General features: G+C 71.5%; 10 protein-coding genes. 5 read left to right on the top strand and 5 right to left on the bottom strand.

Annotated features, from left to right (window positions below; all coding sequences use genetic code 11):
- Positions 1-8 precede the first annotated feature (8 nt).
- The 3 genes from ACIG36_RS16070 (at position 9) to ACIG36_RS16060 (ending at position 1,734) form a co-directional block, all read left to right on the top strand.
- A complete protein-coding gene (locus ACIG36_RS16070) occupies positions 9-944 on the top strand; it encodes an AraC family transcriptional regulator (protein WP_399927307.1) in 936 nt (311 codons plus the stop codon).
- A gap of 66 nt (positions 945-1,010) precedes the next feature.
- Entirely contained in the window at positions 1,011-1,436 is a 426-nt protein-coding gene (locus tag ACIG36_RS16065) for a peptidoglycan-binding protein (RefSeq protein ID WP_399927305.1), read from the top strand.
- Positions 1,437-1,467: 31 nt separating this feature from the next.
- Positions 1,468-1,734 carry a peptidoglycan-binding protein gene (locus ACIG36_RS16060; protein WP_399927302.1) on the top strand — a complete coding sequence of 89 codons (267 nt, stop codon included), beginning with the start codon at positions 1,468-1,470 and terminating at the stop codon, positions 1,732-1,734.
- A gap of 9 nt (positions 1,735-1,743) precedes the next feature.
- On the opposite strand, the gene ACIG36_RS16055 is transcribed toward ACIG36_RS16060, so the two are convergent.
- Positions 1,744-2,259 (bottom strand): hypothetical protein, encoded by a 516-nt coding sequence (locus tag ACIG36_RS16055; protein ID WP_399927300.1) that lies wholly within the window; start codon positions 2,257-2,259, stop codon positions 1,744-1,746.
- A gap of 207 nt (positions 2,260-2,466) precedes the next feature.
- On the opposite strand from ACIG36_RS16055, the gene ACIG36_RS16050 reads away from it, so the two are divergent.
- Complete coding sequence (locus ACIG36_RS16050) at positions 2,467-4,176, top strand: thiamine pyrophosphate-binding protein (RefSeq protein WP_399927297.1); 1,710 nt, start codon at positions 2,467-2,469, stop codon at positions 4,174-4,176.
- A gap of 65 nt (positions 4,177-4,241) precedes the next feature.
- Complete coding sequence (locus tag ACIG36_RS16045; RefSeq protein ID WP_399927294.1) at positions 4,242-5,633, top strand: hypothetical protein; 1,392 nt, start codon at positions 4,242-4,244, stop codon at positions 5,631-5,633.
- Here ACIG36_RS16045 and ACIG36_RS16040 read toward each other — a convergent pair.
- The 4 genes from ACIG36_RS16040 to ACIG36_RS16025 all read right to left on the bottom strand — a co-directional run bounded on the left by ACIG36_RS16040 (position 5,630) and on the right by ACIG36_RS16025 (position 13,340).
- Complete coding sequence (locus ACIG36_RS16040) at positions 5,630-8,515, bottom strand: peroxidase family protein (protein ID WP_399927630.1); 2,886 nt, start codon at positions 8,513-8,515, stop codon at positions 5,630-5,632. The genes ACIG36_RS16045 and ACIG36_RS16040 overlap by 4 nt on opposite strands.
- Positions 8,515-9,729, bottom strand: coding sequence for an FAD-dependent monooxygenase (locus ACIG36_RS16035; protein ID WP_399927292.1), 1,215 nt, complete (start codon positions 9,727-9,729; stop codon positions 8,515-8,517). The genes ACIG36_RS16040 and ACIG36_RS16035 overlap by 1 nt, the downstream gene beginning before the upstream one ends.
- Positions 9,726-12,734, bottom strand: a complete 3,009-nt coding sequence (locus ACIG36_RS16030; protein ID WP_399927290.1) for a LodA/GoxA family CTQ-dependent oxidase — start codon at positions 12,732-12,734, stop codon at positions 9,726-9,728. Before ACIG36_RS16030 ends, ACIG36_RS16035 begins: the two co-directional genes overlap by 4 nt.
- Before the next feature lie 192 nt (positions 12,735-12,926).
- Positions 12,927-13,340 carry a hypothetical protein gene (locus ACIG36_RS16025; protein ID WP_399927287.1) on the bottom strand — a complete coding sequence of 138 codons (414 nt, stop codon included), beginning with the start codon at positions 13,338-13,340 and terminating at the stop codon, positions 12,927-12,929.
- Positions 13,341-13,342: the final 2 nt, after the last annotated feature.

Genomic DNA, 13,342 nt, shown 5'->3' with positions numbered 1-13,342 from the left:
GGAAGGCGTTGGACATCCTCACCGAGGCGCTGAGCTCGATGCGGACGGGGCACCCCACGTCCGTACGCACCGAGGGCCGGGCCCCCTGGGGCCTGCGCCTCCCCCCGGTCGCGGGCGCCGGATTCCACGTGGTGCTGTACGGAACGTGCTGGCTGATCCCGCTGGACGACGCGCCCGGCGGGGAACCGGTGGCCCTGAGCCCCGGCGACGTGATCTTCCTGCGCGACGGCCGGGGCCACATCCTCGCCGACCACCCCTCCACGCCGGCCGAGGAGGAGCAGCCCGGACAGTACCGGTCCAGCTCGCCGATCGGCACCGTCACCGTCGGCGGTAACGGCCCCCGCACCAGTCTGCTGTGCGGCAACTACCACCTCGACCAGGGCCGTCCGCACCCGCTCGTACGCCAGCTGCCGGAGGTCGTCCATCTGCCCACCCGGCACGGACGGCACCCGGAGTTGAGCGCGGCCGTCCAACTCCTCGGCGCGGAGCTGGAGAACCCCCGCATCGGCTCCACCGGCATCGTCCCCGCGCTCATCGACTCGCTGCTCCTGTACATCCTGCGTGCCTGGCTCGAGGACCAGCCTCCGGCGGCGGCCGCCGGCTGGGCCGCTGCGCTCGGCGACTCCGCCGTCGCGCCCGCCCTGACCGCCATCCACGAGGCCCCCTCGGCCCAGTGGACCGTGGAGTCGCTGGCCGAGCGGGCCGGGCTGTCCCGCGCGGCGTTCGCCCGCCGCTTCACCACCCTCGTCGGCGAACCGCCCATGGCCTATCTGACCCGCTGGCGCATGGCGACCGCCGCCAAGCTCCTGCGCGAATCCGAGGCCCCGCTCACCACGGTCGCCGCGCGGACCGGATACGGCTCCGAGTACGCCTTTGCGAAGGCGTTTAAACGCGAATACGGCCAGCCTCCCGGCGGCTACCGCCGCACGGCACGCGCCGCCTGAGGGGTCCGCCCCGCCCGCACATTTCCGGACATGCGCGCTCGGGCCACCGCGCCTAGGATACGAAATATGAACGGTGAGGACACCTTTTATGTCGTCAAGACGGGTGACACCCTCTTCAAAATCGCCACCCACTTCCATGTGACCGTCGAGCAGTTGCAGGCCTGGAACAACATTCCCGACCCGGACCACATCGAGGTCGGGCAACGACTGCTCGTCGCCAAATCACCGTCCGGCTTCATCCCGTTCCCCGGCACCGACTGGTTCAAGTCCGAGCCCAACAGCCCCATCATCGGCATGATGGCCGTCCGCCTCATCGAGGAGGGCTGCTCCGCCTACGGGCCGAACGGCGGTCAGACGCAGTGGGACGCGGAGCACCGCAACTCCTACTCGCTGTGGCAGATCAAGCTCGGTTTCATCGGGGCGGACGCGGACGGCTGGCCCGGCAAGAAGTCCTGGGAGAAACTGCGGGTTCCCTTCCCGCATTTCGGATGACACCCCCCATGACACCCCCCGGAGATCCGTCATGGTTACTGAAATCTGCAACCACACCAATACCCGGCCCACCGTCAAGCGCGGTGCGAAGGGCCCGGCAGTGAAGCAGGCGCAGTGCTATCTGAACAATTCCCTGACCAATATGGACCTCACCCTCGACGGTGAATTCGGCCCCGCCACCGAGTCCGCGACCCGACGCTTCCAGGGCTGCGCCGAGATCACCGTCGACGGCATCATCGGCGCCCAGACCTGGTCGCACCTCGCGTTCTTCGCCAACAGTCCGGGATTCGCCTGCTGAGCGACCGGGTCACCGGCGGCGACGCCAGTAGGCGACCGTGACGGCGGCCAGCAGAGGACCCCAGAGGACGAGTGGCTGGTACAGGATGCCGACCACGACGTTTCCCGTGCGGGTCATGTCGTCGTGCGGATGCGTCCACCACAAGGGCATCGTGGCCCAGAGGACGGTCAGCGCCGACGCGCCCAGCGCGGCCGGCACCACGGCGGCCATCGGGCGGACCGCCCGTCCGCCGATCAGCGGTATCCAGTGCGGCACGACCTCGCCCCACGGCCGCACCAGGCCGACCGTCAGGAAGGCCAGGAGCTCGCAGACCACACTCAGCGCCAGCATCCACACCTTCGCGCCGGGCGACTGGAAGGCCGTGAAACCCTCGGCCGTGTAACCGGCGGGGAACCCGAGCACGAGGAGGATGCGCCACAGCCCGCTCGGCAGGACGACCAGCGTGGTCAGGTGCGCCGCCCACACCGCCCAACGAGGCGGTGGCGGCGCGGATCGCGTGGACACGGTGATCGCTCGAGTGCTCATGGGTTCATCCTGCGGCGCCGCCCGCCGCACTTCGTCAGCCCGAAGGCCCGGTCCGGACAGCCGGAAGGCTGACTCCGCGACGACGCCCTCGACCGCACGGCGGAGCCACCGTGGCGCGCCCTCGGTGGCCGCAATGCGCGAGGTGCCGGGCGCAGGCGCCTTAGGGTCACTCCCCGTCATCTCGTCGAGAGAACGAGGAGCGCGCCGGTGAGGGTCTACGAGGCCATCGTCAAAGGGCTGGAGGACGTCGGGGTGCGCGCCGCCTTCGGCGGTGCCGGGGAGAACGCCGCCGGCCTGATGCTGGCGCTCAAGCATTCGCAGCGCATCCGGCCCGTCATCACCCGGCACGAACAGGCCGCCTCCTTCATGGCCTGCGGCTACGCCATGTACACCGACCGGCTGGGCTTCTGCTTCGCCACGGCCGGGCCCGGCGCGTTCAACCTGTTCTCCGGGCTGGCCGTGGCCATGTCCGACTCCTACCCGGTCCTCGCCGTCTCGGGGTACGCCTCGAGGCAGTGGCGGGGATGGGGCTCGCTCAACGAGACCTCGGGCGTCAACCGCACGCCCGACTCGCAGGCCATGTTCGCGGCCACGACGAAGAAGTCCTTCCTGCTCGAGGACGCCGCCGACACGTGCGACGTCCTGGAGGAGGCGGTCAACCTCGCCTTCGAGGGCAGGCCCGGCCCTGTGCACATCCACGTTCCCGAGGACCTGACCCACCACGGCGTCGAGGTCACCGGCTTCCGGAGGATCCGGCTGGACGTGGCACCGGTCCTGCCCGACCCGGCGCGGGTGGAGGAGATCGCCTCGGTGCTGGCGGAGGCCATCGCACGGCGGAAGAAGGTCGTGGCGCTCGTCGGCTTCGGCGCCGTCCGCAGCGGGGCGGGCCCGGAGATCAAACGGCTGATCGAACGATTCCGGATCCCGCTGCTGACCACGCTGGACGGCAAGGGCATCGTGTCCGAGGGACACCCCCTGGCGGTCGGCGTCTTCGCCGACAGCGGGCACTCGAGCGCGTGGAAGGCCTTCCGCGAGGCCCAGATCGTCCTGTGCATCGGGAACTCCCTCAACCAGCACGCCACGTTCAACTACCGCGAGGACCTGTTCAAGGACAAGCTGCTCATCCATGTGAACATCTCCGAGACGGAGTTCCACAAGGCCTACCGCCCCGACTACGCGCTGCTGTCCGACGCCCGTCCGGCGGTGGCGGCGCTCGTCGAGGCCCTGGAGGGGATGGTCGGCGAGGTACCGGAGGCCGAGGGCGAGGGCCGGGACTACGAGGCCCGGCACATCACCCACCTGACCGGGAAGATCCACCCCGGGCAACTCGCGCAGACCATCGGCCGGATGCTGCCACCGGGTGCCGTGCTGCTCGCCGACGCGGGCGCCCACCTGGCCTGGCTCGGGTACTACGTGGAGCTCGAGGAGGGCCAGAACTTCCGCAAGGCCGGCTCCTTCGGACCGATGGCCGGGCACGTCAACGGCGCCATCGGCGTGAAAGTGGCCCACCCGGAGCGGACGGTCGTCGTCGGCTGCGGCGACGGCTGCTACTCGCTGTCCGGCTTCGAGCTGATGACCGCCGTAGAGCACGACATCCCCGTCATCTGGGTCATCTTCGACGACGAGGAATTCAAGCTGATCAAGCTCTTCCAGCTGGTGACCTACGGAGAGTCGGCGCTGGTGGAGTTCCGCAACCCGGACTTCGCCGCGTACGCGCACGCGTGCGGCGCAGACGGCCACCGCGTCGAGACGCTCGAGGAGTTCGAGGACGCCTTCCGCGCGGCCCTGGCCTCCGGCCGGCCCACCGTCATCGACGCCCGGATCACCCGATGGGCCGTACCGCACTACAGCCCCTCGCCCGACGGCGTGATCGCCGGCCTCGTCGAAACCGTCGAAGCGCGCTTCCGCGACCACTAGGGGGTGTCCGACCCATCGGACACACCTGGCACCGAGCGGCCACTGCCAAGGGAAGGACCGGAGAGATGACCGACCGGACGAACGCACCCGGCCGAGCCGGGCTCGACGCGCTCATGGAACGCCCGCTGCTCGCGTCGATCTGGCACCGCCGGACGCACCGGGTCAGCCGCGGCAGCTCCGTCGAGGCCGGGTCGATGAGCTGGACCTCCACCGAACCGCGCACCCCCCTCACGGAGCTCGAGGAGGCCGTCCTCATCGCCATGACGGGCTGCACCGGGCTCACCATGCCCGACCGCCCGTTCGCCGATCCCCGCGACGGCAAGCCGATCATGGCCAAGCCCAACCTCCACATGACCGGACGGACCGCCGGCAGCCCCGACAACGCCCAGGGCACCCACTTCTTCCTGATCAACGACACCGGCACGTACTTCCTGCGCACCCTGCCGCCGCCCCCCGACGGTTCACCGGCGGCCCTCGACCCGGAATCGCTCTGCGCACGCGCCGCACAGGCGAAGGTGCGGCTGCTCGACCACCGTATCGACGTACCGCACGGCAACCGCGACTTCCCGGCCTACCTCGACTCCAACCGGTTCCTGTCGAACCTGCCGGGCACCACCGTCCTGTTCCCGGTCGTGGACCTGTCCCGGCAGTACATCAACGGCATGATGTACCTGCTGACCCAGCCCGAAGGAGCACGGCCGACCATCGTCGACGACCGCAACTTCTACCGCCCCGCAGGCGTGAAGAAGTGGGTGAAGTCCGGCTTCCTCAACAAGGACATCAAGATTCCGCTCGGCGCCATCTGGGCGATGCGCACCCAGATCGAGGCCGACCTGCTGCTGCAGAACCTCATGCTCACCGCCGACGCCATGGGGCTCGGCGCGTGGATCCACGCCTCCATCGCCCCGCCGGTCATGCTGGGCGACCCCAAGTTCCGTCGCACCTACGGCGCGATGCTCGGCTTCGACTGGACCACCCCCCGCTGGAAGCCCGCCGACCTCCTGCGGTGGCACGTGCCGCTGCCGCGCTTCTCCGCCCTCCGGGCGACCACGGTCGGTCTGCGGCACGACGGCGAATACCTGATCAAGGCGATGTGCCCACCGAACTACGCCACGATGGCCGACGCGGTCGACGCCGTCGTGTCGGACAAGTTCGGACCGCAGGGCATCTACGCCGACGAAGGCCTTTTCGAACGCATCTACCGGGGCGAATTCGGAGCCCAGTACCTGCGCCAGGCCAGCAATTACTCCGCCGATGTCATCGCCTGCACCCGCGACATCTGCACCTACATCCACGAGACCCACGGCCGGTTCCCCGCGCACTGCGACACCATCCACGCGCCGGGGGTCTGGCTGCAGGCGCACCACGTGGAGAACGCCTATTACGAGAAGTTCTTCCGCAACGGCCTGACCGACGTCCACCAGCAGCACGACCGGCACTGGCACGCGGCAGGCTAGCCGCGCCCGCCCACGCCCCCGCCCTCGCTCCCCGAATTGTTCCGGCCCGGCGCCAGCGGACGCCACGGGGCGAACACGCTCGCCGTACGCGGCAGAAAGCCGGCCAGTTCGGGGCAGTGCCGCAGCAGCACGCTCGTCATGCCGTTGCGCTCGACCCAGTCCATGCCCAGCGGCGTGTACACCTCGGGCCGGAAGTCCACGGTGAGGAAGCGGTCGCTCTGCAGCCGCCGGCTGGCCATCAGGATGAAGATGCGGAAGGCGGTGTCGCTGAAACCGAAACCCCTGGGCGGATTCTCGGCGAAGAGGCCGACCATGGTGTCGATGTCGTCGACGGAGCGATAGACGTCCTTCAGCCGCGCGACCGTCTCCGGATCGGAGGACAGCTCCTCGAACCGCCGGATCCGCGGCTTGTGCAGACCACTGCGGAAGTCGTTGTAGCGAGGAACGCCGCGGCGCCGCGTACGCACCAGATCGACCACCGACAGATCGATCACCTCGCCGTCCCGCTCGAACGCCTGCAGCGCACGCGGGAAATTGTGCAACGTGATCGCTCCCGGGTGGGCGATCCCGAGCGAGTACAACGCGTTCGCCAGGCCCGTCTTGCGGATCAGCGGCTCCGAGGCGGCACCCTGCACGGCGTTGAAGTCCAGCGTGTCGATCCGCTGCCCGAACCGGTGGTCGACGATCTCGAAGTCGTCCGGCATCAGCGGATGCATCCGGTAGACGGTGACGAAGTCCTCGGTGAGGGAGTACGGAGCGCCGTGGTGATCCGGCACGGACCGGGGGATGCCGGTCAGCGAGTGCGCCTCGAACAGCCAGAGCCCCAGCTGGTTGAGCCAGTTCTTCGGCGGGCCCTGCCAGTTGGTCGTCAGGGCGAGCTCGATCGCCTCCGTGGCCAGGATCGCGGGGGTCCACTCGACGGTGTGGATCTTGGCGATGAGGGCGGAGACGACGAGCCGCGCCGTGTGGTACACCCGGTTCTCGTCCAGGTGGGGGTACTCCCGCCGCAGCGCCTCGCACACGGCGTTGTGCTCGCGCGCGAAGACGGTGTGCATGACGCTCAGGCCGAGCCACCAGCTCTCGCGGAAGCCGGTCAGCGGGATGCCGTCGGGGCCGAGCGGCAGGTGCCCGTCCTCCAGGCGCAGCGCGGCACCGCCGCCGGGCTCGCGCAGGGACATCGCGAGCTGCTGGTCGCCGCCGTAGACCTCCGAACCGTCCCACCAGTGGGAGGCGATGTCGGCGAACAGTGTCGGCGGCAGCGGGCCGCCGGGCGGGTGGACGCCCTTGTTCTCGGCGAACCGCATGACCTCCTCGAGCGGCCCGCCGGGCGCGTTGCGCCAGGTCATCCCGGGCGGCAGCGGCACCTCCACGCTGTTCGTGCCGGTCGGATACCGCTGGTGGTTGACCCAGTCGTGCACCTGGAACTGGATCCACGCCGCGGCCAGGATGTTCAGCGACCGGGCGGGAATGAACGCGTCACGCTGGAGCAGCGTCCTGCTGACGGTGACCGGGTTGGGGCTGTCGAACAGGTCGGGCCGGTAGTCCGGCCGGAGGTTGCGGCCGAACGTGGAGCCGACGGCACCCATCCCCGGCGCGGACAGGTCGTTGTACGTGCCGTCGTAGCTGCGCTCCACCCGCAGCTGCTCGTCGACCGGCTCGGGCACCGGCCGCGTCACCGGCGGGGCCTCGTGGATCCCGGTGTCGATCAGGTTCTCCCTGCGCAGCTCCTGGCGGAGGGCCACGAGGTTGAGCAGGCCGAGCCGCGTCGGCAGCCGGTGCCAGGGGACGAACCGGTTCAGGGCACGGAAGCCGGCGCGCAGCGGCACGCCGAGCACCGCGTTGCGGCGGGGCTCCTCGGCGACGAAGCGCTGCCCCAGGCGCACGGCGGCGCTCGCCTCGTAGGCCGCCTTGCGGGCGCGGTTGAGGTTGCCCAGGGGCCGGAACTCCTCGGTGGTGTTCCACGGGTTGAAGGCGAGAGCCTCGATCCGCGCGGCGGCGGCACGCGCCGTGGCGGCGTCCACGTCCTGGCGCGGGACGGTCAGTGTCGCCACCGGAATCACCGGCGAGTCCTTCTCCTTCCACTCCACCGCGCCGTCCTCGACGGGCGTGCGCCGTTCGTCCACGTAGCGCTGTACGCACAGCTCGAAGACGACGTCCGCCGCGCCCACGCGCCGCGCGAGCTCGCGCCGCAGGTGGTCGGGGTCGGTGCGGGAAGGGGCGGGGGCCGGGGGCGCGTCGGGGGCCGGGCGCAGCAGGTAGCGCACGGGTCCGGCATCGCCCCACAGCACGGCGCCGCGGCTCCAGTACGTCTCGAGCGCGAGGCTGCCCACCTTGTGCCGGGTACCGGCCCGCAGGTTGCGCCGCATGCGCGCGGCCGTCGGCCGGCCGACGGCAAGGGGCAGCTTGACGAGCAGCGCGAACGCCTTCCGCGGCGTCGAGCCGGCGCCCGCCATGGCCTTCGCGAAGGCGACGAACTCGTAGGCGTTGCGGGCGTGGGAGACCGGGAAGTTCGTCATCAGGAGGTCATGGGCCTCGCCGGACCCCGCGAGGACGCGCAGTGCCGCACCGCGCAGATCGGGCGCGAAGTCCGGCTGATGGCCACCACTGGCATTGGACAGCCGGAGGACGACGGGGTACTCGGCGCCCGGCCGCACGAAGCCCACGCGCAGGTCGTCGGGCAGGTCGTCGCGGATCACGAGCCGGGCGTCCTCGACACCGAGGACGGCCTTCGCGTGGAAGGTCCGCGCGGGACCGGCCGCTCCGCCGCGCCTGCCGGCCCTGGCCTGCACCCGCGTCAGGTCGTGGACGAGCCGCTCGACGAGTACGCGCTCGGCCTCGGGAGTTCCGCCGGCGTAGCGCTCGTACTGCCCGGCCTCGTGCATCATCGCTCCGTTCGTGCGACGTCCGTGATATTCACCCGCTTTTGATCACTTTGTACGCTTCGGTGTGCGGTGCCCAGTGGTGCGGGGCAGACGGGTGCATCACGGGCGTGGCGCCGTCGCCAGAAGGGGTGGTCCGGCCAGCGCCGCTCCTGGGCGTAGGAGTGCGCGTGGTGGTTCCGGTAGGCGTCCGCGATGCCGTCGAGAAACGCGGAGTACGCCGCGAGGGCGTCGGCGGCGCCGCGCAGGAGCGCGTCGACGGCCCGTCCCGCCTGCGCGCCGGTGTGCAGAGCGGTGAGGATTCCCTGGGAGGAGAGCGGGTCGAAGGCGAGTGCGGCGTCCCCTGCCGCGATCCAGCCCGCGCCCGCCGCGGGGCACAGGCGCAGCCCGTGCGCGGCGGTCCACCGCGGCGTGGCCGCCGGTGGGACGTAGCCGTGCAGGCGGGCGCGGAGGTGCCGGGTGCGTGCGGCCCGGTCCAGGAATCCGGCCGGGGTGCGCAGCGCGGGGGAGAGGAGGTCGACGTCGGTCAGATGGGCCACCAGCCGCCCGGCGGGGATCCTGGCGGTGTACCACCAGCCCTCGGGCACCGCCTCCACGAGCGTGCGCAGTTCCTCGTCCCGCGCTCTCCCGCCCGGAACCGGTTGGTCGAACAGGGTGAAGGCCGCCACCAGCCGGTCCTGACGCAGGCGGGCGGCCCGCCGGCGGCCGACGACGGCGCGGCGGCCGGTGGCGTCGACGACCCAGTCGGTACGCAGTTCCCTGATGGCGCCCTGTTGCCGTACCAGCAGCCGCCGGTCCGTGCCCCGGGTGAGGTACCGCACCGCGGTGGCGTGGAGGAGCCGGGCGCCGGCGGCCACGGCGGCGTCGCACAGCGAGGCGTCGAACCGGTTCCGGTCGAGGTGCCAGCCGTGGCCGTCGGGGTCGAAGAGATGGCTGCGGCCGTGGAGGCCGGGCGAACCCCAGCAGGCGAGGGTTCCGGTGGACCGCACGTGCGCGGTCGTCGTGAAGTCCGCCCACAGTCCCAGGTCCCGCAGCAGCGGCCGGGCCGCGGGTGGCAGCGTCTCCCCGACCTTGAGCGGGGCGGCCCGATGCGCGTCGGCGCGGTCGTCCACGAGCAGCACGCGGCGTCCGGCGCGGGCCAGGACCAGGGCCGCCACGGCGCCCGCCGGCCCGGCACCGGCCACCACCACCTCGAACCGCCCGGTGGCGGCGGTCACCGCCGGTCCGGGAAGCGCACGACCTTCTCGAAGTACCCCGCCAGGACCTCCTCGTCCGGCAGGTCGGTGTCGGCGAGAGCGGAGCTCACCGCGTCCTTGCGCCGGGCGGGGTCGGGGTCGGCCGCCCCGGGCACGTGCAGGCACATCAGGTTGCGCCGGTCGGACGGGGGGTGCTCGGGGGAGAAGCCGACCTCGGACTCCACGAGCATCGTCCGGGGGAGTTCGGGGTCGTCGTCCGCTCCTTCGCGCCGCTCGACGAGGCCGAGCCTGCCGAAGTCCTCGACCATGGCGTTCATCTGGGCGGCCGCACTGGTGGCGGGCAGCCACCTGTCCCAGACGGCCCGGTGCTCGAAGGCGGCCCGGCGTTCCTCGGTGGGACGCGTGGTGTCGACGGCGATCTCGTAGTCCGCCTCCGTCAGGACGTGGTTGGGCACCCGGGCCGGCCAGAAGGTGGGCAGGTAGGGGTCGTAGCGCGGCCCGAAGCCCAGGTAGTAGCCGGAGCGGCAGCGCGCGGTGTCGGTCTGCCAGGGCACGGCCATCCACCGGGTCAGGTCGCCCGGCCCCTGCGCGTAGACCGGGCCGTCGACCGCGAGTGCCGTCTGCGGTGTGAGCGTCGGGCCGTACGAGGGCTCGGGCGTGCCGGGATCGCGGTGCCGCAGCCGGAAGGGCGCGGCGTACAGGGTGGGGTGACGCATCGGCCAGGTGAACTCGCAACCCGGGTGGAAGGCGTCGGCCAGGCAGTAGGACAGGGCGGCCCGGTCGAGGGTCTGCGGGCGTTCGGCCAGGGGGAGTTCGTCGAGAGCCTTCGGCGGCGCGGCCGCCGGGTCGTGGTCGGCGTCGAAGTCGCCGGCGGCCCAGCGGGCGAGCAGCCGGTACTGCAGCCGGGTGAGGGTCAGGTGCTGGCGCGGCGAGACGGCCCGCACGCTCATGGCGTCCCCGTAGATCGCCGGCCACGGCACGGGGGAGAGGCCGTCGCGGTCGGTCTCCCGCATCGTCGCCCAGATCTGCTGGCGCAGCTCGGCGTGCCGGGGGTGGGGGTCCGCCAGCCGGGCGAGCCGGTCGGGCGCGAGGAGGTGTTCACGCCCGGCGTGGCCGAAGTGGGCGGCGAATCCCCGGTTGACCCACTGCAGGTCGCACAGGCGCCGCAGCAGCGGCAGCACCTCGCGGGTGAAGGAGACCCGCCGCGGTGGCGCGAGCGTGCCCGCCGCCACGAAGGTGTCGCGCATCAGGTCGTACATCGTGCGCACCGACTTCAGCTCCGGCGCGTAGTTCGGGGGTGCCACCACGACCCAGGCGGGATCGACGGGTACGGGCCGCCCGTCGATGCGGACCTCGGCGGTCACCGGGCCGTCGCAGACGTCGTCGTGCCAGGTGTCGTTGTTGGCGAAGTGTCCTGCCGGGGTGTTGTCGAAGGACGCGGAGACCCCGCGGCCGCCGAGGAAGACCAGCCGCCCGGCGGCGTCGGTGCGCAACTCGCCCAGATAGACGGGCTTGCCCATGAACGTGCCCGTGTCGAAGCGGTACTCGGGCTTCCCCGAGCGGTCGGCGCCGCGTACGGACCGGGGACCGGGGTCGATGACCAGCTTGTGCCGTTGCCCGGGGGCGACCGTGGGGTTGCGCAGGGTGGTCGGGGCGGCCTGAGCGGCCTCCGGGATGTCCAGGGCCAGCTGGAACTGGTACCAGGCGGCCTTCTTGTTGGCCACGTGCACGGTCCACCGGAGGTCGGCGTTCTCCGAGGTCAGCTCGGCGACCGGCTCGCCGGCGGCGTTGTAGCCGTACACGCGGAAGCGGGCCGCCTGGCGCTTGAGCGCACCGGTGGCGTCCTTGTAGCTGCCGGTCGGCAGCGGAGGGGCATCGTCCACCTCGGGGCCGAGGAAGAACCCGTCCACGCTGTCGCCGATCCGGGCCACGCCGATCGCGGGGTGCACCGCCGCCCGTACGATCCGGGTGTCACGGCCGTGCGGCTCGTTGGACAGCGGCCGCGCCGGGCCGGGTTCGGTCGCCGGGACACCGTTCGCGTCGCGCCGGCGCGACGCGGAGGCCCGGTAGACGACCTTACGGGCCTCCCCGAGGCTGCCGACCGGCTGGTGCTCGGCCAGGCTGTGCCACGGATTGCAGGCGAGGTTGTCGCCGTAGTCCTCCTGGCCGCGGGACGTGGTGTCCTGCCGGTGCAGCGTCAGCCTCGCCACCCGGACGGGAACGCTCTCCGACTCCTCCCAGCGCACGGTCGCGCGGTCCAGCGGCATGCGGTCCGGGTCCGTCCGGAACTGCAGCATCAGATCGAACGCGGCCTCGCCGGCGGACAGCCGGTGCCGCAGATCGCCCCGGAGGAACGAGGGATCCTCCTCCGGCGGAGCCGCCCGGGGGTCACCGGGCGGGCACCCGGCCGGCACGAGCTTGTACTTCACATACCGGCCGGTGCCGAACGCGTACGGCAGCGCGCCCCAGTACGTGGCGGTCAGCACGCTGTTCTCGGGCTTGCGCATCTCCCGCAGGATCCGGTCCGTGACCGGGTGGTCGCGCCGGTAGGCCACGGGGTCCTGCTGGAACTCGCACATGTCCCGGGCGGTGTCGACGAAGAAGACGTCGTGGTTCTGCAGGATCAGGTCCTGGGTGTCGGCACGGCCGTCCTGCTCGAGGAGCTTGGGACCGGGCACCTCGAACAGCTTGATGCCCACACCGGCGGTCCTGCGCAGGTCCGGCCGGTCCGGCAGGGTGTCGCTGGAGAACCGCACCCAGGCCGGCAGGCCGCCCTTGCGTTCCCTTGCCGCCTCGAGGAACCCGACGCACAGTTCCGGCGCGAGACCGGGAGCGACCGTGAGCACACCACGGGCGGCACCGTGGTACTTGACGAAGACCGGCCGCAGCACCGGATCCTGCCCCTGCGAGATCCGGCCGCCCATGCGTTTGCCCACGAACTCGGCCACCAGCGCCGCGACGGGATCGGTGGCACAGACCAGCGGCGCCTCCGGGGACTCCCCGGAGGCGGCGGATGCACCGGTCATGGCCCGACCCTCCTGTCATGGAGCGGGTGGCGAGTCGTTCGATCCGACAGGCATATGACTGCCCGTGGCGCGGCGGCCGTAACGCGGAACGTGAATTTCGGACCGATCGGGCGCTACCGGTCGGTTGCGCCTGGTGAACGCCGGTCTGGGCGGACCGGGCGCCTCCGGGTCCTACCGGGCGCCCCCGGGACCTTACGCGACGCCGTCGGCCGGCTTGACCGCCTTGGCGCGGCGCTTGCGGGACTGCGGCGGAACGGCCTGCGGCTCGCGCGAGGCGGCGGCGAACGGCTGAAGGGCCTCGACGAGCTTCGCGAAGGACTCCTTGCCGAGGTCCACCTCCCGCCGCTCGTGGGTCACGCAGGGACGGGTGGCGATCTTCTGGCTGCCGTCCTCGTGCTCCTCGCCGGTCTCGTACTCCTCGGTGCTCATGACCGGCACCAGAATCTCAACCGTGAACACGTCCTCGGTAACTTCGGGATTCAGGTCGTCGTGGCGCATTTTCCGCCAGTACGTTGTGATTTCCTGCCCGCCCAGCGGAACGGGAACCGGCTCGACTCCCGGCTCGTCCTTTACCGATTCGTCAACCTGCTCAAACTTGAGGGCCATTG

The sequence above is a fragment of the Streptomyces sp. NPDC053048 genome (genome assembly GCF_044547045.1).
Taxonomy (GTDB): domain Bacteria; phylum Actinomycetota; class Actinomycetes; order Streptomycetales; family Streptomycetaceae; genus Streptomyces.
Note: the sequence above shows the minus strand (reverse complement) of the source record. Positions and strands in the feature narration are given on the sequence as shown.

Coding starts and splice junctions, on each gene's coding strand:
- ACIG36_RS16045 (WP_399927294.1), top strand. CDS start 4,242: ATGACCGACCGGACGAACGCACCCGGCCGAGCCGGGCTCGACGCGCTC.
- ACIG36_RS16030 (WP_399927290.1), bottom strand. CDS start 12,734: ATGACCGGTGCATCCGCCGCCTCCGGGGAGTCCCCGGAGGCGCCGCTG.
- ACIG36_RS16060 (WP_399927302.1), top strand. CDS start 1,468: ATGGTTACTGAAATCTGCAACCACACCAATACCCGGCCCACCGTCAAG.
- ACIG36_RS16055 (WP_399927300.1), bottom strand. CDS start 2,259: ATGAGCACTCGAGCGATCACCGTGTCCACGCGATCCGCGCCGCCACCG.
- ACIG36_RS16065 (WP_399927305.1), top strand. CDS start 1,011: ATGAACGGTGAGGACACCTTTTATGTCGTCAAGACGGGTGACACCCTC.
- ACIG36_RS16040 (WP_399927630.1), bottom strand. CDS start 8,515: ATGCACGAGGCCGGGCAGTACGAGCGCTACGCCGGCGGAACTCCCGAG.
- ACIG36_RS16025 (WP_399927287.1), bottom strand. CDS start 13,340: ATGGCCCTCAAGTTTGAGCAGGTTGACGAATCGGTAAAGGACGAGCCG.